This is a genomic window from Kosakonia sp. S57 (genome assembly GCF_016516575.1).
GTDB lineage: Bacteria > Pseudomonadota > Gammaproteobacteria > Enterobacterales > Enterobacteriaceae > Kosakonia > Kosakonia cowanii.
The window spans coordinates 1-22,337 of record NZ_JACVUL010000003.1 but is presented as its reverse complement, the minus strand read 5'-3'; the positions used below and the strand labels follow the sequence as shown (position 1 = coordinate 22,337).

Annotated in this window: 21 protein-coding genes; 7 read left to right on the top strand and 14 right to left on the bottom strand. The window is 58.1% G+C overall.

Annotation, left to right across the window (positions count from 1 at the left end; translation table 11 throughout):
- From IAE48_RS03405 to sad, 9 genes are all read right to left on the bottom strand, one after another.
- Positions 1 to 915, bottom strand: coding sequence for a bestrophin family protein (locus IAE48_RS03405; RefSeq protein WP_023478787.1), 915 nt, complete (start codon positions 913 to 915; stop codon positions 1 to 3).
- Positions 916 to 1,329: 414 nt separating this feature from the next.
- Positions 1,330 to 2,781 (bottom strand): tagaturonate reductase, encoded by a 1,452-nt coding sequence (locus IAE48_RS03400; RefSeq protein WP_200133478.1) that lies wholly within the window; start codon positions 2,779 to 2,781, stop codon positions 1,330 to 1,332.
- Between the two features lie 117 nt (positions 2,782 to 2,898).
- The gene (locus IAE48_RS03395) at positions 2,899 to 3,423 is read right to left on the bottom strand and encodes an N-acetyltransferase (protein ID WP_200133477.1); all 525 of its coding nucleotides are present in this window, start codon (positions 3,421 to 3,423) and stop codon (positions 2,899 to 2,901) included.
- A gap of 80 nt (positions 3,424 to 3,503) precedes the next feature.
- Complete coding sequence (locus IAE48_RS03390) at positions 3,504 to 4,478, bottom strand: diguanylate cyclase (protein ID WP_042715599.1); 975 nt, start codon at positions 4,476 to 4,478, stop codon at positions 3,504 to 3,506.
- Between the two features lie 212 nt (positions 4,479 to 4,690).
- Entirely contained in the window at positions 4,691 to 6,127 is a 1,437-nt protein-coding gene (locus IAE48_RS03385; protein ID WP_200133476.1) for a GGDEF domain-containing protein, read from the bottom strand.
- A 108-nt stretch (positions 6,128 to 6,235) separates the two neighbouring features.
- A complete protein-coding gene (locus IAE48_RS03380; protein WP_200133475.1) occupies positions 6,236 to 6,598 on the bottom strand; it encodes a DUF4186 domain-containing protein in 363 nt (120 codons plus the stop codon).
- Positions 6,598 to 7,524, bottom strand: a complete 927-nt coding sequence (glsB, locus tag IAE48_RS03375) for a glutaminase B (RefSeq protein WP_200133474.1) — start codon at positions 7,522 to 7,524, stop codon at positions 6,598 to 6,600. The genes IAE48_RS03380 and glsB overlap by 1 nt, the downstream gene beginning before the upstream one ends.
- A gap of 60 nt (positions 7,525 to 7,584) precedes the next feature.
- The gene (locus IAE48_RS03370) at positions 7,585 to 9,174 is read right to left on the bottom strand and encodes a methyl-accepting chemotaxis protein (protein WP_200133473.1); all 1,590 of its coding nucleotides are present in this window, start codon (positions 9,172 to 9,174) and stop codon (positions 7,585 to 7,587) included.
- A 100-nt stretch (positions 9,175 to 9,274) separates the two neighbouring features.
- Positions 9,275 to 10,663, bottom strand: coding sequence for a succinate-semialdehyde dehydrogenase (gene sad / locus IAE48_RS03365; protein ID WP_200133472.1), 1,389 nt, complete (start codon positions 10,661 to 10,663; stop codon positions 9,275 to 9,277).
- Between the two features lie 104 nt (positions 10,664 to 10,767).
- Between sad and IAE48_RS03360 the strand changes: the two genes are divergently transcribed.
- Complete coding sequence (locus IAE48_RS03360; RefSeq protein WP_139964810.1) at positions 10,768 to 11,619, top strand: LysR family transcriptional regulator; 852 nt, start codon at positions 10,768 to 10,770, stop codon at positions 11,617 to 11,619.
- A gap of 678 nt (positions 11,620 to 12,297) precedes the next feature.
- Here the strand turns inward: IAE48_RS03360 and IAE48_RS03355 are convergent.
- Positions 12,298 to 12,768 (bottom strand): GNAT family N-acetyltransferase, encoded by a 471-nt coding sequence (locus IAE48_RS03355; protein WP_200133471.1) that lies wholly within the window; start codon positions 12,766 to 12,768, stop codon positions 12,298 to 12,300.
- Positions 12,769 to 12,917: 149 nt separating this feature from the next.
- On the opposite strand from IAE48_RS03355, the gene IAE48_RS03350 reads away from it, so the two are divergent.
- Positions 12,918 to 13,862 (top strand): L-lactate dehydrogenase, encoded by a 945-nt coding sequence (locus IAE48_RS03350; protein WP_128483011.1) that lies wholly within the window; start codon positions 12,918 to 12,920, stop codon positions 13,860 to 13,862.
- 40 nt (positions 13,863 to 13,902) lie between these two features.
- On the opposite strand, the gene IAE48_RS03345 is transcribed toward IAE48_RS03350, so the two are convergent.
- Positions 13,903 to 14,694 carry a PhzF family phenazine biosynthesis protein gene (locus tag IAE48_RS03345; protein ID WP_200133470.1) on the bottom strand — a complete coding sequence of 264 codons (792 nt, stop codon included), beginning with the start codon at positions 14,692 to 14,694 and terminating at the stop codon, positions 13,903 to 13,905.
- Positions 14,695 to 14,864: 170 nt separating this feature from the next.
- Between IAE48_RS03345 and IAE48_RS03340 the strand changes: the two genes are divergently transcribed.
- A complete protein-coding gene (locus IAE48_RS03340) occupies positions 14,865 to 16,061 on the top strand; it encodes a sugar transporter (protein WP_094419817.1) in 1,197 nt (398 codons plus the stop codon).
- Between the two features lie 594 nt (positions 16,062 to 16,655).
- Here the strand turns inward: IAE48_RS03340 and IAE48_RS03335 are convergent.
- Together IAE48_RS03335 and IAE48_RS03330 are read right to left on the bottom strand one after the other, a co-directional pair.
- Positions 16,656 to 17,810: a carboxylesterase gene (locus IAE48_RS03335; protein WP_200133469.1), complete on the bottom strand. Its 1,155-nt coding sequence runs from the start codon at positions 17,808 to 17,810 to the stop codon at positions 16,656 to 16,658.
- A complete protein-coding gene (locus tag IAE48_RS03330) occupies positions 17,810 to 18,484 on the bottom strand; it encodes a MarC family NAAT transporter (RefSeq protein WP_042715624.1) in 675 nt (224 codons plus the stop codon). The genes IAE48_RS03335 and IAE48_RS03330 overlap by 1 nt, the downstream gene beginning before the upstream one ends.
- Positions 18,485 to 18,726: 242 nt before the next feature.
- On the opposite strand from IAE48_RS03330, the gene marR reads away from it, so the two are divergent.
- The 3 genes from marR to marB are packed head-to-tail and all read left to right on the top strand — an operon-like array spanning position 18,727 to position 19,812.
- Positions 18,727 to 19,161, top strand: a complete 435-nt coding sequence (gene marR, locus IAE48_RS03325; protein ID WP_023478578.1) for a multiple antibiotic resistance transcriptional regulator MarR — start codon at positions 18,727 to 18,729, stop codon at positions 19,159 to 19,161.
- 18 nt (positions 19,162 to 19,179) lie between these two features.
- Positions 19,180 to 19,560 carry an MDR efflux pump AcrAB transcriptional activator MarA gene (gene marA / locus IAE48_RS03320; protein ID WP_023478575.1) on the top strand — a complete coding sequence of 127 codons (381 nt, stop codon included), beginning with the start codon at positions 19,180 to 19,182 and terminating at the stop codon, positions 19,558 to 19,560.
- A gap of 36 nt (positions 19,561 to 19,596) precedes the next feature.
- Positions 19,597 to 19,812: a multiple antibiotic resistance protein MarB gene (gene marB, locus IAE48_RS03315; protein WP_042715626.1), complete on the top strand. Its 216-nt coding sequence runs from the start codon at positions 19,597 to 19,599 to the stop codon at positions 19,810 to 19,812.
- Between the two features lie 38 nt (positions 19,813 to 19,850).
- On the opposite strand, the gene eamA is transcribed toward marB, so the two are convergent.
- Positions 19,851 to 20,747, bottom strand: coding sequence for an O-acetylserine/cysteine exporter (eamA, locus tag IAE48_RS03310; RefSeq protein WP_076769804.1), 897 nt, complete (start codon positions 20,745 to 20,747; stop codon positions 19,851 to 19,853).
- A 189-nt stretch (positions 20,748 to 20,936) separates the two neighbouring features.
- On the opposite strand from eamA, the gene ydeE reads away from it, so the two are divergent.
- Entirely contained in the window at positions 20,937 to 22,124 is a 1,188-nt protein-coding gene (gene ydeE, locus IAE48_RS03305) for an efflux MFS transporter YdeE (RefSeq protein ID WP_200133468.1), read from the top strand.
- Positions 22,125 to 22,337 lie beyond the last annotated feature (213 nt).

Sequence of the window (22,337 nt, the reverse complement as noted above, 5' to 3'; positions counted from 1 at the left end):
TTAGGTCAACTGGTAATTTTTGTCCGGTGTCAGTTTGACCGGCAGATCGTCGGCGTCTTCCATTTGCAGCAGATCGATTTCAATCGCGTTGCAGTAGGCATCCAGCGGCAGATCGTTATCCTCTTCGCCAAAGGGATCTTCCAGCTCTTCCGCCAGCGTATCGAGCGAGATAAAGGTGTAGGAGATCAGCACCGAGATAAAGGGCGTCATAAAGTGCAGATCCACCACCAGCGCAAACGGCAGCATGATGCAGAAGAGATAGACCGTGCGGTGCAAAATCAGTGAATAGGCAAAAGGCAGCGGCGTATTAAAGATACGCTCGCAGCCGGCCTGCACCGCGGACATATCGTGTAAGCGCTGAGTAATGCTGTGGAACATAATATCCGACAGCGCTCCTTGTGCCCTGCGCTCGCCCAGCCACTGGCCCATCAACAGCAGAATACGGTTTGCCGGCGAATGGGCATTTAAGACCTGCCGTAACTCATCAGCCGAGAGATATTTTGACAGCACGTCGCCCTGCGGTTTGCGTCGCAGCGTCATGCGCAGCGCGTGGGCAAAGGCGAACTGTAGCTGCATAAAGTGGCGCACGTCACTTTCGTCTGGCAGCGTGGTTTTCACTTCCCGCAGCAGCGAGCGCGAGGCGATCATCAACTGCCCCCACAACAGACGCGCTTCCGAGTAGCGGGCAAAACAGGCGTTGTTGCGAAAACCGAGGAAGATAGCAATCGCCACACCGAGAATGCTGAACGGTGCGACCGTTAGCTTGATGCCCAGCGAGGTATACCACGGCAGCATCCAGATGACGGCGACCGAAAGCAGGAAGTTCATGGTCAGGCGTGAAGCGATTTTCGGCAGTACGGAGCCGTGCCAGACGAAGAGACGAGCAAGCCAGTGTTTTTCAGGACGGACAATCATAATTATTCAGGGGGAAAAGGAGCGCAGCGGCTATTAAACGTGATCAATGTCACAGTTGCAAGTTTGCTAATGGATTGTGACGCAATTTCGCCCTGCCCGACGTGGTATTGGCGCAGAGGTTGCTGGAACCTGTTATACAACTCGCTAATAGTATGTTGTAACTAGAGGGGTTCTTTCAGCTATCGCTGTTTTGCCGGATGGCGGCTATGCCTTATCCGGCCTACGGGGATCGAGTGGTGTGTGGAATTGCCGGATGGCGGCTGCGCCTTATCCGACCTACGGGGATCGAGTGATATGTGGAATTGCCGGATGGCGGCTGCGCCTTATCCGGCCTACGGGGATCGAGTGGTTTGTGGAAGTGGAAAATGTAGGCCGGATAAGCGCCAGCGCCATCCGGCATTTAACAGCCAGCTCTCAGCAGAGCGGTTTTACCGCTTCGCGCATGCCGCGCAGCAGAATCGCATCCAGATCGCGCGTCACCTGCTCCACCAGACCCGGCACCTTGCTCAGATCCTGCTCCCAATGTTCGCTCACCGACAGCACCGCACTCACCAGCTCGCGGGTGTTAATTTGACGGTCACCATGCTGGCTCCACAGCTGTTGGTAACGCTCAATCCAGTGCGCATCATCCTGCACCGGATAACTTTTCCCGTCACGCTCACCGCGATAAAACGCAATCAGCGCCGCCAGCGCAAAGGTCAGGCGCGCAGGTAATTCACCGCTGGTTTTTTGCCCTGCCAGCAGCTGAGGCAGAATGCGGGTGCGGTATTTGGTCATGCCGTTCAGGGCGATAGAGAGCAGTTGGTGTTTGATATAGGGGTTACGGAAACGCCCGGTCACCGCGCTGGCGAAAGACTCCAGCTCATCGCGCGGCAGATCCAACACCGGAATGATCTCTTCGTAAATCGCCTTCTCAACAAACGCACAGATCTCCGTGTCGCTCATCGCTTCGCCAACCGTATCGATACCCGCCTGGAATGCGACCGGCACCAGCGCCGTATGCGCTCCGTTGAGGATCGCCACCTTACGCTCTTTATATGGCTTGATGTCATCCACAATCAGCACATTCAGCGGGTATTTATCCAGACGCAGCTCAGCGGCCAGCGATTTTGGCCCCTGAATCACAAACAGATAGAAGTGCTCGGCGGTATCGAGGAAGGCATCCTGATAACCCAGCTCCGCTTCCAGTTTCGCCACTTCATCACGCGGATAACCGGTAACAATGCGGTCAACCAGCGTCGAGCAGAAGCTGTTCGCAGTCTCAAGCCACTGGATAAATTCCGCGCCCAGCGCCCACTCGTTGGCATAACGCAGCACCAGTTCACGCAGCGCGTCGCCGTTATAATCAATTAATTCACAAGGGATAATGATCCAGCCTTTATCCTGCGCACCGGCAAAATGGCGGAAGCGTTCAAACAGCAGGCGGGTCAGTTTAGCCGGGTAGCTTACCGCTGGGGCATCATCGAATTTATCCCCGGCGTGGTAGCTGATACCTGCTTCAGTGGTATTGGAGAAAACGAAGCGGATATCCGCATTGTGGGCCAGTTTAAGAAACTCGTCATACTGCGTGTAAACACTGATTTCGCGGTTAACGGAGCGGATAAGACGCGCGTCGCTCACCGCTTCGCCCTGCTCGTTGAGGCCGCGAATAATGGTGGTGTAGAGACCATCCTGCGTGCTCAGAGAAGGCGGGAAATCACTCTCGATTGGGCGAACCACCACCACACCGGCGTTAAGGTCGGTGTGCTCGTTCAACAGATCGATTTGCCAGTCGATAAAAGCGCGCAAAAAATTCCCTTCGCCAAACTGAATAATACGTTCTGGATAGTCAGCCCCGGGAAAATTGCGACGGTTTAATGTGTTCACAGTGGGTTCCTTTTTTAGATTAGTCATACAACCTCGGAAGATTGGTGTAATAACTTATCAGACTTTACGACCATGAAACCCTGTTTTGATCAAACTGGCGCGGCTTATTGGCGCCAGTTATATGAACTTGTAAAAAAGTGTCGTCGCCGTCACATTTCCATCCGGCATCAGCGCGTAACGCGGGATCTCACCCACCCGCTGCCAGCCGCAGGCGGTGTAGAAGTTCTCCGCCCCGCTGCCGGTCGCTGTATCCAGCACCAGCACGCTTTTCCCGTGCGCCTGCGCCTCACGCTCCAGCGCTGTCATCAGGCTACGCGCCAGCCCCTGACGTCGCGCGTTACCATGCACCAGTAATTTCGAGACTTCGGCGCGGTGCGGCTGGTTCTCCGGCTGATCGAGCACCACCTGCACGGTGCCGACAACCTCACCCGCCTCATCCTGCGCGGCCAGCACAATGCGCTCACCGCGCGTTACGCTTGCGGCAACCCCGGACCAAAATTGATGTGATTTTTCCCGCGAAAGCGGGTGCATAAAGCTGACGGAGGCACCGCCGGCGACGCAGTTTTCCAGCACGCCGCACAGGCTGTCGATATGGCAGAGGATCGCCTCACCAGAGAGGCTATTGATATGATAAGCGGTCATTTGTCTTCCTTGTAAAATGACCACTATTCAACGCGGAACAGGCTAACTCAAGCGCCGCGCCCATACGATTTCGTTATGGATCAGCGCCCGCGATTGTTGCGGGATTTCATGGCATACATCTTCTCATCCGCCTCTTTCATCCAGGCGCGCAGATCGTCACTGCCATCGTGATTAAACTCGCTGACGCCCCAGGAGAAACCGAGCTTCCAGGGTTTACCCGATTGCTGGTTCCAGGCCTCAACCTGTTCGACCAGATGCTGCATCGCAATCCATGCGCCCTCTTCATTGGTATCGGAGAAGACAATCGCGAACTCGTCGCCGCCGTAGCGAACCCGCAGATCCGCTTCGCGCAGGCTGGCGGTCATCACCTCCGCCATCGCCTTCAGGGCTTCATCCCCTTCGCCGTGGCCGTAGGTGTCATTAATCTCTTTGAAGTTATCAAGGTCGATCCACGCGAGCGTCAATGGCTGTGCGCGGCGGCGTGCGCCAACAATCGCGAACTTCGCCAGGTTATCGAAGCCACGGCGGTTAAAGAGACCGGTTAACTCATCGGTCGTCGCCGCGCTCATCACCGCGAACTCATCTTCGACGATCATGGCGAAATCTTTCAGGGTGTCGACTTCCGCGCCGGAAAAGCCGCGCGCCGCCTTATCAATCACGCACAGCGATCCCACCAGCGCGCCGTCCGGCAGGCGCAGCGGGTAACCAGCATAGAAACGAATGTGCGGTTCGCCGGTCACCAGCGGATTATCGGTAAACCGCTCATCAAGATGGGTATCTTCAATGATCATCGCCGTTTCAGACAAAATAACGTGACCGCAAAAGGAGATGTTGCGCGGCAGCGTCTGGGCTTCAGCCGGATAACCGCCGGTGGATTTAAAATGGAGCGTCTCTTCATCGACCAGCGTAATCAACGCCGCCGGGACATTGAACATCCGTTGCGCCAGGCGCGTTAAGCGGTCTAAACGGGCGTTGACGCCACCCTCCAGCAGGCCGGAGTCATGTAATGACGCCAGGCGCTGTGCCTCATTTGCGGGAATCGCAGGTGTTTTCATAGAGTGCCGATCTCATCATTCTCAGTCTGGACCGCCGCGCTCAAGCAAACGGGCGAGTAGACAACGGTTTACAGCATTAAGCGTAGCCTATTCGGCACGTTTGTCAGGGTGAGCGAATCCGCTGCTTGCGACCGCGCGACGTTAATCATATTGGTCTCAAAAATCAGCCGCAAGATATTTATAAGTTATTAATATTTATTGTGTTGCTTATTTCACGTGGCGGGCGAAACAGCCACTTCCCGCGCATCGTTTTGGCTATCGCTAGTGCAGTTTCTGCCATGGTTCTTCGAGCGGTAGAGATGCTCATCGGCCTCAGCCAGCAGATCATTGAACCCCTCGGTTAAGTGGCGCGGGTCCGGCGTGCCGTGCCCGATGCCGACGCTCATCGTCAGATGTAGCGTCTGCTGGCGCCATTTAAAGAGATGGGTTTCCACCGCATGGCGCAGCGTCTCCGCCAGCGCTTTGCCTGCCGTCGCATCGTCTGTTACGGCGACCACCACAAACTCCTCGCCGCCCATACGCGCCACCAGCCCGCGTGTGCCAAGCTCCTGCTGCACTTTTTGCGCGAATGAAGTCAGCACTTTGTCGCCGCACTCGTGACCATAACTGTCATTGACGCTTTTGAAGTAGTCGATATCCATCAGCATCACCGACAGGTGCTTGCCGACAAAGCGCTTCTCCTCTTTGCGCAGGGCTTCATACAAGCCGGAGCGGGAGTAAACGCGGGTGAGGAAATCAAAATCGGCGCGCAAAGACACCTGGCGCATCAGGCGGTTGATGGCTTCAACGCTGACCGACACAATCACCGGGCAGATGGCCATCGTTGCCACGCCAAGGCGCGCCGAGAGCATCTGCGGAATATCAAACGGCGAGTGGACGTGAATATCGATCTGCCCGCTCGAGACCAGCATAATCTCCAGCCCGCCGGTGATAAGCGTCACCAGGCAGGTTACCGGCAGTGAATAGCGCACCGCGCACCAGATCAGCGCCGGGAGCGGAAACGCCAGGCTTCCGGCACCGCCAATCATCACCGAGGCGGCGACCGACACCGCCAGCGCGAGGATCGGCATCACCTGCGGCAGTGAAAAGCCTTTGAGCGCGCGCGGGCGCGTCATGGTCAGCAGGCAGGGCAAAATCAGCACGCCCGTTGAGAACTGCTCGCCAAACCAGTCCGCCAGCAGCGGCCAGAAACCCTGATCGTCAATCCCGACCGAGCCCAGCGCGCCAAAGAAGGCGCAGAGCAGCGCCGCCACCAGACAGTAACTAAAGAGTTTCAGGGCATTGATCGGCTGTGGCGTCTTGGCGATCTGGCGCCGCTCCCAACCAATAAGCTGCGCCATGGTGATAATAAACACCATATTGGAGAAGTTGATGATCAGCGACGCCGTGCCCCAACTGGTGGTGACGGCATCGTAAGCCAGCATCGCGACATAGCTAATTAAGTAGTAGTGCCAGCGGTGCAAAAACGCGTAGCGGGCGAAGACCCCGGCCATCACCGCGTTTAGCGGCCAGAAGAGCGACAGCTCCTCGACCAGGCGCATCATCGCGCCGATAAAATAGAACAGCGTAGTCAGCGCAAAAATCATCCCCGCATTTATCAGCGGGGTCTCTTCCCTGAACGGACGCCAGGAGGACAACAAAGCTCGCATCAAATCTCAATTCCTGTCGCGGGCGGCAGGAGCTGCCCGAAGTAGCGTCGGAAATAGCCTAAAGCTTAGCATGCTTGTTTTCCGCTATAGGGTGTTGCGCAACCGCCATCAGCGCGGCGAATTCATCTGTATCACCAGCCAGTGATAAATCACATCAACAACATACTGCTGCTGCGCGGGTGAAAGCGGCTGACCCGCTGCAATGGCGTGCCACTTCGCCAGACAGCCGCGACAACAGGTGGCGGTGGCATGCTGGGCGATAAACACCGGGTGGCCGCGCATCGGCGTCTGTTTACCGTCATTGTCAGGCAGCGCAGGCGCAAGGCGCCGGGCGACAAAATCAGCGGCGTGGGCAGCAATCACCTCTGCCCCCTTCTCTTCGCAATAGTGCCGCTCCTTTGCGCCTAAGCGAAAACGGGAGCGAAAGGTTGAGCGCCCGAGGCGGGCAAACAGCGCGTCGAGATCCGCCATCAGTAGACCGATCTGCCAAGGCGCTGGCTGAGCGCTTCCAGCAGCGCGACGCCTGCCAGCGAGTTGCCCGCGTCATCCAGCTCCGGGCTCCAGACGGCAATCGCCATCTCATGAGGCACAATCGCCACAATCCCACCGCCAACGCCCGACTTCGCCGGCAGGCCGACGCGGAAGGCAAACTCCCCGGCGTTCTGGTACATACCGCTGGTCGCCATCAGGGCGTTAATCTGCCGCGCCTGCCTTGGCGACACCACCGGCTGGCCGAGGTGCTCCGCCTGCCCGCTTTGTGCGAGGAAGAGAAAGGTGCGCGCCAGCTCAGCGCAGCTTATCTTCAGCGCGCAGTAGTGGAAGTAGTTTTGCAGAACAGTGGTGACATCATTGTGGAAGTTGCCGAAAGACTTCATCAGCCAGGCGATGGCGGTGTTGCGCGCGGCGTTGTCGAACTCCGATCGCGCCACCGCCGTGTCGTAAACGATATCCTCGACGCCTGCGAGCTTGCGCACAATCTCCAGCATGCGCTGGCGCGGTGCGCTGAGGCGGCTTTGCAGCATATCGCACACCACCAGCGCCCCGGCGTTAATGAACGGATTGCGCGGCTTGCCCTGCTCGATCTCCAGCTGCAGCAGCGAGTTGAAAGGCTGGCCGGAAGGATCTTTGCCGACGCGCTGCCAGATCTCCTCCTCACCGTAGTGGTTCATTGCCACCACCAGGCTAAGCACTTTTGAGATCGACTGAATGGAGAAGCGCTCATCGGCATCGCCTGCCTGATAGTGCTCCCCATTGACGGTGCTGATCGCTATACCCAGTTTATTGCCGCTGACTGCCGCCAGCGCCGGGATATAATCCGCGACCTTTCCGCGTCCCAGCAGCGGGCGTACCTGGTCGACTATCGTCTCCAGCACGCCATTATCCATCACCGATGCCACTTTCACTCCTCGCCCACAGGCCAAATCGGGCTGCGAGTATACCAGAGCTGTTTTGCCGCGTCAGGCGCTGAGACGAAAACGCGCAACCGCTTGCATCAATACCTGCGAATCGTGATAAAGCTGCTCTGAGGCCGCTGCTGCCGTGGTCACCAGCTCACCGGTGCGGCGCGCCACACTGTTAAGGGAGTGAAGGCGTCGGGTCATCTTATGGATGCTCTCCCCCTGGCTCAGCGTGGCGGCAGAGATTTCACTCAACACCCCGCTCAGATGCCCGACCAGCCCGGTCACCTGTTGCAGGTTATCTTCGAGACGGCTCACCGCCTGGGTGCCATCATTGATCCCCTGCAATGAGTGGTTAATCAGCTGCTGAATGGTTTGCGTCGAGTGGCTGCTCTTACGCGCCAGTAAGCCCACCTCTTTCGCCACCACCGCAAAGCCGCGCCCGTGGTTGCCCGCATGCGCCGCCTCGATGGCGGCATTCAGCGCCAGAATGTTGGTCTGAAACGCCACGCCGTCGATCAGCGCCACGATATTGCGCATCTCGGCGGAGCGGTCGACAATCTCGCGCATCGACTGCGTCACCGTCTCCATCATCCTGTCGCCGCCCGCCGCGACTTTACGTGCTTCATCTGCCTGCTGGCGCGCCTCTTCAGCAAAACCGGTATTGCCTTCGACATGGGACTCCAGCGTGGCGATATGCTCGGTAACATCGTTCAGCTCCTGCGCCTGCTTCGCCGACTGCTGATTAAGTGACTGGTTGCCTTCCGCCAGGCTGCCGATGGTGCCAATCATTGACGCGGTGGCGTCGCTCACCTGCATTACCAGCTGTTGCAGCCCCCGCTGCATGGTGCCGACGCTATGGCTAAGCTGAGTGATTTCGCGGTTGAAGCGCTGCACCGGCGGCAATGGCGTGCCGAGATCGCCGGCGGCAAGAATATTGATGTGAGCAATCAATGTACGCAGCGGGGTGATGACCCAGCGCGACATGCCGAACCACACCACCAGCGCAATGGCAACCAGCAGCGCCGGGATCAGCATAAAGACCTGCTGCAAACGGCTGAGGCTGGCAAGCAGCGACTGCCTTCCCTGCTCGGCGTGCTGTGCGCCAGCCTGCTGAAAACGGGCGTAGTTATCGTTGAAATCGGCCTGGAATGCCTGTGCCGGAACGGCAAAAAAGGCATCGATCGACTGGGTTTTCACCAGCCCGTCGGCCTGCTCTTTCAGCGCGCCATAAAAGAGCTGATAACTGTTGACCAAGCCTTCATCTTTTGGCGGGTTGAGCGCCTGAAAAGCAAGCCAGGCTTTATTCGACGCGGCCAGTGCCTGCTGGGTTTCGTCCATCAGGCTGTGCCAGCTGCCGTCCGAACCGGTCGCTTTATCCTGCATAAAGTAGACCCCGGCGCGGTTGAGCAGATCGCTTGCGCTGAGGAGCGCAATGCGCGCTTCGTCTGCCCGCACCTGTTGCAGATGCGCCTGTTGGTTCAGGCTCTCATCGTGCTGCGCGCTGCGAAGCGAGGCGGTAAGGAAAAAGGAGGAGGCGATTTGCAGGGCGGAAAAGAGCGCGATGATGCAAAAAATCCCGGCCAACAAACCAAACTGCTGCGGTGCGATACGCCGAAAAACTCGGCGTAAAATTTGCGTTAAGTTCATGATATTCTTCTGTAACCACTAAGTTGCGGTGAGTCTACAAAAGGATCATGACACATCCATGACAGCCAGTGATGACGCGCCCCACAGGGGCGCGTTGCGCTTACAGGCGATCTTTCCACACGGTCTGAACGTTGCAGAACTCGTGCAAACCAAAGTGGGAGAGTTCGCGCCCGAAGCCGCTCTTCTTCACGCCGCCAAAAGTCACGCGCGGATCGCTGGCGCTAAAGCCGTTGATAAACACGCCGCCGCACTCAAGATTATCGGCAAACCACTCGGCCTGCGCGCTGTCGGCGGTGAATACCGTGGCCGAGAGGCCAAAGTCGCTGTCGTTGGCCAGCGCCAGCGCATGCTCTGCATCGCGGGCGGTGCTGATCGCAGCAACCGGGCCAAACAGCTCCTGGCGGAACGCTGTCATCTGCGGCGTAACGTTGGTCAGCACGGTGGCCGGATAGTAGTTGCCGTTGCCCGGCGTCTTCTCGCCGCCGAGTCGCAGGGTAGCGCCCTCTTTGATGCTCGCCTCAACCTGGGCGTGCAACTCGTCGCGCAGATCGAAGCGCGCCATCGGCCCAAGGTAGTTCTCCTCTTTTTCCGGCGCGCCCTGCTGTAATGCCGCCGCCGCAGCGACAAATTTCTCGGTGAACGCGTCGGCGATCCCCTCTTCAACAATGAAGCGTTTCGCTGCGGCGCACACCTGCCCGGTATTCTGATAACGCCCGGCGACAGCGGCTTTCACCGCCAGATCGAGATCGGCATCGTTGAGCACGATAAAGGGATCGGAACCGCCCAGTTCGAGCACGCACTTTTTCAGCGCCGCACCGGCCTGAGCACCGATTGCCGCCCCGGCACGCACGCTGCCGGTGACGGTCACGGCGGCAATGCGCGCATCGTTTATCGCCTGGCTAACGCCCTCATTGGTTGCATTGACCCAGCCAAAGACGCCCGGCGTGAACCCGGCTTCGCTGAACAACTCGCCGATCAGCGCCGCAGAACCGAGCACATTCGGCGCATGTTTTAACAGATAGCTGTTGCCCGCCAGCAGGATCGGCACCGCGCCGCGCAGCACCTGCCACAGCGGGAAGTTCCACGGCATCACCGCCAGAATTGGCCCCAGCGGGCGATATTCGATGCGCGCACGCTGCGCTTCGACCTGGGTGGCTTCGCTGCCGAGCATCATCGGGCCATGCTCGGCGTACCAGTCGCACAGCGCGGCGGATTTCGCTACTTCTGCCCGCGCCTGCAGGATCGGTTTGCCCATCTCTTCACTCATCATCTGCGCCATCTCTTCTGCGCGGTGACGCAGCACGGCGGCCAGATCGCGCAGCTTCTGCGCGCGCTCATTGACGCTGACGTTGCGCCAGTGGCGGTAGCCGCTATCGGCCAACGCCAGCGCGCGGTCAACCTCTTCACGGCTGGCCCACGGTGTGGCGCGCAGGGTTTCACCCGTTGCCGGGTTGATGGAGAGTGCATGGGTGGTGGCGGTCAGAGACATTATTTTTTCCCTCAATGATTTCAGAACTTGCATTAGGGTGACGCAGTTTGTTATTTCTGAAAACTGAATAATATTAACTTCACTATTCACGTTAAGAGAACAGCATGGATTTAACCCAGCTTGAGATGTTTAACGCCGTGGCGCAGACCGGCAGCATTACCCAGGCCGCGCAGAAGGTGCATCGGGTGCCGTCAAACCTGACGACGCGCATTCGCCAGCTGGAAGCGGATCTCGGCGTCGATCTCTTTATCCGCGAAAATCAGCGCCTGCGCCTGTCACCTGCCGGACACAGCTTTTTACGCTACAGCCAGCAGATCCTCGCGCTGGTTGATGAGGCGCGGATGGTAGTGGCGGGCGATGAGCCGCAGGGGTTGTTCTCGCTGGGCGCGCTGGAGAGCACCGCCGCGGTGCGCATTCCGGCGACGCTCGCCGCCTATAACCAGCGCTACCCGCGTATTCAGTTCGATCTCTCCACCGGCCCTTCCGGCACCATGATTGACGGCGTGCTTGAGGGGACATTGAGCGCGGCGTTTGTTGACGGGCCGATTATGCACCCGGGGCTGGAGGGCATTCCGGTCTATCGCGAAGAGATGATGATTGTCGCCCCGGCGGGCCATGAGCCGATTACCCGCGCTTCGCAGGTGAACGGTGCCAGTATTTATGCCTTTCGCGCTAACTGCTCTTATCGCCGCCATTTTGAGAGCTGGTTTCAGGCCGACCGCGCCACGCCGGGGAAAATTCACGAGCTGGAGTCCTACCACGGCATGCTGGCCTGCGTAATTGCCGGTGCCGGGCTGGCGCTGATCCCACGCAGTATGCTGGAGAGCATGCCCGCCCATCAGCAGGTCAATGCCTGGCCGCTGGCAGAGGAGTGGCGTTGGCTCACCACCTGGCTGGTGTGGCGACGCGGCGCGAAGAGCCGACACCTTGAAGCATTTATTGCGCTGTTGCCGTAGGGTTTTCGGCGTGCGGTTTTTTATGCCGGATGGCGCGTTACACGCTTATCCGGCCTACAGGAAAGGTGCGGCTGAAACCGCGTAGGCCTGATAAGCGCAGGGCCATCAGGCATTGTCTCCCCGGCCCCCATTGCCGGATGGCGGCTCCGCCTTATCCGGCCTACCAAAACGAGCCTACAGCCACATCGATATTGTTTTTACGTCAGAGCTCACAGCGATGGGGTTGTGTCCCCGCTGAAATCGGCGAACCGAAGCGGGAATGGCAAGGTCTGGACGCCATGGATGGCGGACAGAGGCGAACCGAGACAGGGACAAAATTGCCGGGAGCAATTTTGAACAGCGCTTGCGCTGGCCCCGGAGGGGCGAGTCCCATGGATGGGACGAGTAAGTCGAGTCGAGCCGGCCGCAGTCAGGCACGCGGGAGGTGAGCGCAGTGCGCAGCACCGATTTCCTCGCGGGGCCGCGGGGATTGACAAGGGGAGCGCGGCCGCTTCCCTTGTCCCGTTCACCGCAGAAGAGATGAATGAAACTCCCCAACGCATGGTGAACGGAACCATTCCACCAATGCCACATGAAAACCCCATCGCCGGATGGCGCGTTACACGCTTATCCAACCTACGTGAACGGAGCCCCTGAAACCGCGGCTGATTGCCGGATGGCGGCTCCGCCTTATCCGGCCTACGCTCGCAGCGCATCAGGCAACTGCTTCTCCATAAACACACTTAACGGGTCGGGCTCATAGGGCGAAAACGCCTCGCAAATCTGGTATCCGCAGCGCTGATAAAGCTTCACCGCCGCGTGCTGCTCGATGCCCGTCTCCAGCCGCAGCGTATGGCACCCCTTCTCGCTCGCCGCCTGCTCCAGCGCGGCAATCAGCTGCTCGCCCAGCTTCTGCCCGCGGTGCGTCGGATCGATAAACACCCGCTTCATCTCCGCGCTGCCATCCTCATTAAGCAGCACCGCGCCGCAGCCAACGGCATCCTGCTGATGCATGATTTTACGCAGGATCAGCGTCTCTTCGGGAAAGGAAGCCAGATCGACCAGATGGTTGCTCTCTGCCGGGTAGAGCGCGGTCTGGTACTGGTCGAGGGCGGCGATGAGGGCAATCACCTCCGGCTGTGTGGCGGTGGCATCAACAATACGGTACATAGCGGCTCCTTATGGTTATCTCATTGTTAAATTAGCGAAAATTCCGCCGCTTAACTCATATGAATAACCTATAGATCCGCGACAATATTGCACCCCGGCAATAACAGGCTGTACTTTACGCACAAGAATATTCTGACAAGGGAATCGCCATGAATACAAAAGCCCGCAAAGTGATGATTATCGGCACCGGTAATGTCGGTGCGTCTGCCGCTTACGCTCTTTTAAACCAGAACATTTGTGAAGAGCTGATCCTGGTGGATGTAAATGCCCAGCGCGTAGAGGGACACGCGCAGGATCTGGCGGATGCCGCCGCGTTTATGCCGGGGATGATGACCATCTCCACCCGCTCCATCGAGGCGTGCGCGGATGTCGATATCGCGGTGATTACCGTCTCCGGTGGCGCGCTGAAGCCCGGCCAGACGCGGCTGGATGAGCTTGCCAACACCGCGCGCATTGTGAAAAACATTGTGCCCACCATGATGGCAAACGGCTTTAACGGCATTTTCCTTGTGGCGACCAACCCTTGCGACATCATTACCTGGCAGGTGTGGTCCCTCTCCGGCCTGCCGCGCAACCAGGTGATCGGCACCGGCGTCTGGCTTGACACCACCCGTCTTCGCCGTCTGCTGGCGCAGGCGCTGGATATCGGCGCGCAGAGCATTGACGCGTTTATTATGGGCGAACATGGCGATACGCAGTTCCCGGTGTGGTCGCACTCATCGATTTATGGTTCGCCCATCGCCGACGTCTATCAACAAAAGACTGGCCAGCCGCTGGATGCAGATGCACTGGCGGATCGCGTGCGCCGCCACGGCTTTGAGATCTTTGCCCGCAAAGGCTGTACCGAATATGGCATTGCCGGCACGATCGCCGAGATCTGCCGCAATATCTTTACCGGCAGCCACCGTGCGCTGGCGATCTCCTGCATTCTTGACGGGGAGTATGGCGCGCATGAGGTGGCGATTGGCGTGCCGGCGGTGCTGACCCACAGCGGCGTGGAGCAGATTATCGAACTGCACTTAACCGAGGACGAAGTGGCGAAGTTCAACCACTCCGTTGAGGTGATCAAAGCCAACATTGCGCGCTTGCCGTAATCAGTGCGCTGCGGGGGCGCTATCGCCCCCGGCCATTGTGCTAGCGCAGATAGACTTTGCCGATTAAATAGAGCGTCGCCTGGCCGCCAATCAACACCCGATCGCCCCGCCACTCGCAGCGCAGATCGCCGCCGCGCGCGGAGACCTGGCGCGCCTGCATCACCGTTTTGCCGAGCTTCTCGCCCCAGTAAGGGATCAGCATGCTGTGCGACGAACCGGTAACCGGATCTTCGGCCACCGACTCGCCCGGGCAGAAGAAGCGGCTGACAAAGTCATACTCCTCTCCCGGTGCCGTGACGCAGACCATTTTCCCCAGCGGTTTCATGGCGGCGATATCGGGCTGTAAGGCTTCGACCTGCGCCTGGCTCTCCAGCACGACCATGTAATCGCGCCCTTCATACACCGCCTGCGCCGTCGCAATGCCCAGCGTTTCCAGCAGCAGCGGCGGCGGGTTCTCAACGGCCTGGGTTGTCCATGCCGGAAAATTGAGAGTGAGCCAGTCGCCGTTGCGCGCAACGGTTAACTCGCCGACAAAACGGCTGCTGAAGCGGATCTCAGTCTGTGGATAATCGAGGTATTCGAAGATAACGTGAGCGGCGGCGAGCGTCGCGTGACCGCAGAGGTTGATCTCATCCTGCGTGGTGAACCAGCGCAGCTCGAAGCCGCTGTCGTTGCGCACAAAAAAAGCGGTTTCCGACTGGTTATGCTGCTGCGCCATTTTCAGTAACAGCTCGTCCGGCAGCCACTCGGTAAGTGGACAGACCGCTGCGGCGTTACCGCCGAAGGTGTGGTCGCTGAAGGCATCGACCAGATAGAAGTCAATTGTTTGCATTGTTTTTCCTCATCTTTTCTTTTGTTCTGACGGCAAAATTTCAGCGGCGCAACCGCTATTTTTTTGCTGAATGAAAAATGAGATCTACATCACAAAAAGTTTGTCTTTCCGCCAGCAAAAGCATTAAGATCTTCGCCTCTTCTTCTCTTAAACCAACCCAAAGCACTCTTATGATGACGAATACTGTTTCACGTAAAGTCGCGTGGCTACGGGTGGTTACGCTTGCCGTTGCCGCTTTTATTTTCAACACCACCGAATTTGTGCCGGTGGGGTTGCTCTCTGATATCGCCCAGAGCTTCGATATGGAGACCCCGCAGGTCGGGATCATGCTGACCATCTACGCGTGGGTGGTGGCGCTGATGTCGCTGCCCTTTATGCTGCTAACCAGCCATATTGAGCGGCGAAAATTGCTGATTGCGCTGTTTGTGCTGTTTATCGCCAGCCACGTCCTCTCCTTCCTGGCGTGGAATTTTGAGGTGCTGGTGATTAGCCGTATCGGCATTGCGTTTGCTCATGCCATCTTCTGGTCGATTACCGCCTCACTGGCGATCCGCCTGGCACCGGCGGGTAAACGCGCACAGGCGTTAAGCCTGCTCGCCACCGGTACCGCACTGGCGATGGTGCTCGGCTTACCGATTGGCCGCATCGTCGGGCAGTACTTTGGCTGGCGCACCACCTTCTTTGTGATTGGCATGGGCGCGCTGGTAACGCTTATTTGCCTGGTGAAGCTGCTGCCGACGCTCAACAGTGAGCACTCCGGCTCGCTGAAAAGCCTGCCGCTGCTGTTCCGTCGCCCGGCGCTGGTCAGCATCTATGTGCTGACGGCAGTGGTGGTGACCGCCCATTACACCGCGTACAGCTATATTGAGCCGTTTGTGCAAAATGTAGCGGGCTTTAGCGCCAATTTCGCGACTATCCTGCTGCTGTTGCTTGGCGGTGCGGGGATTATTGGCAGCGTGCTGTTCGGTAAGCTCGGCAACCGGCACGCCTCCGGGCTGGTGTGCAGCGCCATCGGGCTGCTGGTGATTTCGCTGGTGATGCTGCTTCCCGCAGCCGGGAGCGAAAGCTATCTCGCCGTGCTAAGCCTGTTTTGGGGCGTGGCGATTATGATTATTGGCCTCGGCATGCAGGTGAAAGTGCTGGCGCTGGCACCGGATGCCACCGATGTGGCGATGGCGCTTTTTTCCGGGATTTTTAATATCGGTATTGGCGCAGGCGCGCTGGTGGGCAATCAGGTGAGCCTGCACTGGTCGATGAGCACCATCGGTTATGCCGGTGCCGTCCCGGCGATTGCCGCGCTGGTGTGGGCGGTGGTGATTTTCCGCCGCTGGCCGGTGCAGCTCGAGGAGCAGAGCGAGTCAGTGTGATCGTTCTGAAACCATGTAGGCCGGATAAGCGCCAGCGCCATCCGGCATTGTCTTCCCGCACCCATTGCCGGATGGCGGCTTCGCCTTATCCGGCCTACCAAAACGAGCATACAGCAACACCGGTGCGGCTTTTCTCTGCAATATGACAGCGAGGGTGTTGTGTCCCCGCTGAAATCGGCGAACCGAAGCGGGCATGACAAGGTCTGGACGCCATGGATGGCGGACAGAGGCGAACCGAGACAGGGAGCGAGCCCCGGAACGGCCGAGCAGGTCGAGTCGAGCCGGCCGTAGTCAGGCACGCGGGAGGTGAGCGTAGTGCGCAGCACCGATTTCCTTGCGGGGCCGCGGGGATTGACAAGGGGAGCGCGGCCGCTTCCCTTGTCCCGTTCACCGCACATGAGATTTATGAAACTCCCCCACGCCTGGTGAACGGAACCATTCCACAAAACGCCATATGCCAGGCCCATTGCCGGATGGCGGCTATGCCTTATCCGGCCTACAGAACGCCTTCCACCCAGGCAACGTGCCGCAACGATTGCCGGATGGCGCTACGCTTATCCGGCCTACTCGGTTTCATCGGCTACTGTGCAGCCATCAGGGCGCTGCGGTGATAACGTCGTGCATCACCGAATTCTGCCATGCAAACCACGGGTTCCACGTCAACCGGGCGTGAATTTTCCCCGGCGTCACTAACCCCCAATCGGAATACCACACCTCGTCACCCTTCAGGCAACGCTCTGCCGCAGCTTCCGACTGCCCGTTACCGCACAGCCTTACGCTGCCCTGGCGACCATAGAGCGGATTATCCGGTGAAAAGAGCACCGACATATGGGAAAACTGGCTGATGCGATCCTGCGGTAGCACATCGGTTTTCACGCGCAGACGTGACATTGTCACTGATTCGGGCGGCGGCGTGCCGTACCAGATCGCACGGCTGGCGGGATGGGTAAAGGCGCGGTCGAAGAGATCGAGGATCCAGCGCGTATCCAGCACCGAATCATGCTCCGTTAACACCACCAGCGTCGGCTTATTGAAGGACTTCTGCGCCAGCAAACTCTGCGCGCTGGCGCTGGTTCGCCAGAACTGGGCAAAACCGTTGGTCGGCACGCGCAGATAGCGGGTGGCGATCTGCTGCGGGAAAAGCGTCCCCGGCGGGCGCAGCCAGTCGCGAAACAGCGCAAGCGTCGGCGCCAGAAAAGCGTAGCGGGTACTTGGCCTGAAGGCTGGCGAGAAGAGCAGCAGCCCCTGCACGTTGTCATGCGCCATGGCATATTCCAGCGCCAGGTTGCCGCCGGTAGAGAAGCCGCCCAGCCAGAGGGAATCGACCTCTTTCGCCAGAATCGCCGCCTGCTCATTCACCACCTGCCGCCACTGGTCAACGCTGACGCCAATCAGGTCGGCAGGACGCGTGCCGTGCCCGTCCAGCAGCACCGTGCGCACCAGAAACCCTTCGCGGGCAAGCTGCGGGCCGATATCGACAAACGATCCCGGCCCGTCGCCGAGACCGTGGATCAGCAAAATCCCCTTGCGCGCGCTCTGCGCCGGTCGCCACTCCTGCGGCGTATTGAGCCGTAATTCGGCGGGTTTATCCAGGGTCTGAAAGGCGCGGTGGGCGGCGACATAATCGCGCGTCTGCTGTTGATACTCGGCAAAACTGCTCTGCCCAAGCGGCGCTTCGACGCGCTTTTGCTGCTGGCAGCCAACGATAAACAGACAGCAGCAGAGAATGAACCAGGAGAGCTGGCGCATCAGGCGCCTGCCGGATAGGTCGAAATAATCTCCAGCACGCCATTGATGATGAACTGCACGCCCATGCAGACCAGCAGGAAGCCCATTAGCCGCGAGATAGCTTCAATGCCGCCCTTGCCCACCAGCCGCATAATTGCGCCGGAGCTGCGCAGGCTTACCCACAAAATCAGCGCCACGGCGGCAAAAACCAGCGGCGGCGCAACGGCGATCACCCAGGCGGGAAAATCAGCGCCGTGGCGAACGGTCGATGCCGAGCTGATAATCATCGCAATGGTGCCCGGCCCGGCAGTGCTCGGCATCGCCAGCGGTACAAAGGCAATATTGGTCTCCGGCTCATCCGCCAGTTCCGCCGTTTTGGCTTTTGTCTCCGGCGACTCATGACTTTTCGCCGGTGGAAAGAGCATGCGAAAGCCGATAAACGCCACAATCAGCCCACCGGCAATGCGCAGGCCTGGAATCGAGATGCCAAAGGTATTCATCACCACCTGGCCTGCGTACCAGGCGACCATCATGATGATAAAGACATAGAGCGAAGCCATGCGCGCCTGCTGGTTTCGCTGGACGCTGTTCATGTTGCCCGCCAGGCCTAAGAACAGCGCGACGGTGGTCAGCGGATTAGCCAGCGGCAGCAATACCACCAGCCCGAGACCGATAACTTTGATCAATTCCATCATGGTACGTTTCACCTCTCCCCGGTTAACAACCCCGCCAGTATAGCCGCAACGCGGCGGCAAAAGCGCCTTCACTTATGCTGATAATGGGTAAAAGTTACGTAAATTCAACTAGATGAAATTAAAAACATTCCTAAGCGTGAAAAGTTTTAGCAATTAGTGGCATCCGATACCCATTTGGTTGACTTATATTTGCCTGAGCAATAATATCTGCCGTGATTAAACTACTTGCCGGGGCAACCATTGTGAAAAGCACGAATGATCTATTTAACGACATCATTCCTTTAGGCCGCTTGATCCACATGGTTAACCAAAAAAAAGATCGTTTACTCAACGACTATCTTTCGCCGCTGGATATCACTGCCGCCCAGTTTAAGGTGCTCTGCTCTGTCCGCTGTGAAGGGTGTATTACCCCGGTTGAGTTGAAAAAAGTTCTCTCCGTCGACCTTGGCGCACTGACCCGCATGATGGACAGGCTGGTGTGCAAAGGGTGGATTGAACGCAGCCCGAATCCTAATGACAAGCGCGGCGTGCTGGTGCGATTAACACCTGAAGGCGCGACGCTCTGTGAGCAATGTCATCAATTAGTGGGTCAAGACCTGCATCAGGAATTAACAAAAAACTTAACCGCAGAAGAAGTGGCAACACTTGAGCATTTGCTTAAGAAAGTCTTGCCGTAAAAACAAAGAGGTATGACGATGTCCAGACGCAACACTGACGCTATTACCATTCATAGCATTTTGGACTGGATCGAGGATAACCTGGAGTCGCCGCTCTCCCTGGAAAAGGTGTCAGAGCGTTCGGGTTACTCTAAGTGGCACCTGCAACGGATGTTTAAAAAAGAGACTGGTCATTCACTGGGACAATACATTCGCAGCCGCAAGCTGACGGAAATTGCGCAGAAGCTCAAGGGAAGCAATGAGCCGATCCTGTATCTGGCGGAGCGTTACGGGTTTGAATCGCAACAGACCCTGACCCGCACGTTCAAAAACTATTTTGACGTGCCGCCGCATAAGTTCCGTGTCACGGATATGCCTGCGGAGTCCCGCTATCTCTATCCGTTAAATCACGCTTGTTAACTAATCGCCTGTAATTAAAGACGTATCGAGGAAAGTATGAAACGTATTACCTGTGCCGCAGCGGCATTTTTGGTGCTGCTGAGTGGCCAGAGTTATGCGGAGCAGTTTGATCACAGCAAAGGGCAAAGCGCCCGTGACGCCATGATCATACCCGCCGCCCAACAAACATCGCCGTATGACTTCAACCATATGGGGGCGGGAAGCGACAAATCTGACGAGTTAGGCGTAGCGTATTACCATCAACGCAGCTAACCGTTTTGCCCCGTACCGTGCGGGGCTTTTTTTTACCTTCAGTTTGCCTGTGCCGCCCGGCGCAGACGAAAACCAAACACATTGATATAGAGCCCGGCCATCACCAGCACGGCACCGGCCAGCTGCATCACGGATAATTTCTCATCCAGCAGCAGTGCTGCACTTGCCATGCCGACCACCGGCACCAGCAGCGATAACGGCGCAACACGCCAGGTTTCATACCGCCCCAGCAGCGTTCCCCAAATTCCGTAGCCGAGAATGGTGGCGATAAATGCCAGATAGACCAGCGACAGCAGCGTCGTGGTATCGATCGCCACCACGCTTTCCAGCATCAGCGCCGGGCCGTCGAAAATCAGCGAGCAGACCATAAACGGCACAATCGGGATCAGCGCGCTCCACACCACCAGCGACATCACCGCCGGGCGCGAGCTGTGCTGCATAATTTTTTTATTGAAGATATTGCCGCAGGCCCAGCTGAAGGCCCCCGCCAGCGTAAGCATAAAGCCGAGCAGCGGAATATGTTGCCCCGTAAAGCTCGCCTGAATCAGCACCAGCACGCCCACGACCGCCAGCGCAATGCCGACCAGCTGTTTGACTTGCAACCGTTCGCCAAAGATCCCCGCCCCGAGAATGATGGTGAAGAAGGCCTGCGCTTGCAGAACCAGCGAGGCTAATCCTGCGGGCATACCGAACTTAATAGCGCAGAAGAGAAACGCGAATTGCCCGAAGCTGATGGTCAGGCCATACCCGAGCAGCAGGCGCATCGGCACTTTGGGTCGGGCGACAAACAGCAACGCCGGGAAAGCGACCAGCAGAAAGCGTAGCCCCGCGAGCATCAGCGGCGGCATGGCGTGCAGACCCACTTTGATCACCACAAAATTGAGGCCCCAGGCCACGACCACCAGCATTGCCAGCAGCACATCTTTACGCGCCATCTACGCCCCTTTTTGTTTACAAATTTGTAAAAAATTTACGTTAACTGAAAAAATAGTCCAGTAATAGATCATTAAATTCGGTAGGTCGTTTTTGGCACCTCCAGACAAATTGGCGGTTGTGCGCCTCAGTTTCGGCGTGTTATTGCTGTTGGCATCACAAAAACGAAAATAATCATGCCGGGTAAGAAAATGACCTCGACACAAACACGCTCCACTGCCGCATTACTTTTTTCATCACTTTTGTTAACGATTGGCCGCGGCGCAACGCTGCCGTTTATGACGATCTACCTCAATCGCCAGTACGGCATGGCGGTCGATCAGGTCGGCTATGCGATGAGTATCGCCCTGACCATCGGCGTGATCTTCAGCCTTGGCTTTGGCATGCTGGCGGATAAGTTCGACAAAAAACGCTATATGTTGCTGGCAATTGTCGCCTTTATCGGCGGATTTGCCGCCATTCCGCTGACGCATCATGCTGGCCTGGTGGTGCTCTTTTTCGCCCTCATCAACTGCGCCTATTCGGTCTTTTCAACGGTGTTAAAGGCCTATTTTGCCGATACCTTGCTGCCAGCGACGAAAGCGAAAATTTTCTCGCTCAACTACACCTTCCTCAATATCGGCTGGACCGTCGGGCCGCCGCTCGGCACCCTGCTGGTGATGCAGAGCATCAATCTGCCCTTCTGGCTGGCCGTGTTCTGCGCCGCTTTTCCGCTGGTGTTTATTCAGCTTTATGTGCAGCGCATCGCCGTTGGAGAGGGCCACGATCCTGCCGCCTCCTGGTCTCCGTCGGTGCTGCTGAAGGATAAAGCGCTGGGCTGGTTTACCCTCTCAAACTTTCTCGCCTCGTTCGTTGCCGGCTCTTTTGCCTCCTGCCTGTCGCAGTATGTGATGGTGGTGGCCAGCAGTGAGTTCGCCGAGCGCGTGGTGGCGGTGGTTTTGCCGGTCAACGCGGCGATAGTCGTCACCTTGCAGTATGCCGTTGGGCGAAAGCTCACCCCTGGCAACCTGCGGCCGTTGATGGGGATTGGCACGCTCAGTTTTGTTATCGGCCTAGCGGGCTTTATGCTCTCTGGCGACAATTTATGGCTGTGGGGTCTCTCTGCCGCGGTCTTTACCCTCGGCGAGGTGATCTATGCCCCGGGCGAATATCTGTTGATTGATAACATTGCGCCGCCGGGCATGAAAGCGACCTATTTCTCGGCGCAGGCGCTCGGCTGGCTGGGCGCGGCGATGAACCCATTGTTAACCGGCGTGATCCTCACCACGCTGCCGCCCTGGTCGCTGTTTGTCATCCTGATCGTCACCATTGTCATCGCCTGGCTGATGATGCTTAAAGGGATGCGCGTCCGGCCATGGGGTGTGTTGCAGACGCAATAAGGGGCGCGGGAACCGCGTAGGCCGGATAAGGCGGAGCCGTCATCCGGCGATGGGTTGGCATGTTGGACTGGTGGAAGGGTTCCGTTCACCAGGCGTGCGGGAGTTTCATTTACCTTTTATGCGGTGAACGGGATAAGGGAAGCGGCCGCGCTCCCCTTATCAGGGGGGGGGGGGGGGGGGGGGGGGGGGGGGGGGGGGGGGGGGGGGGGGGGG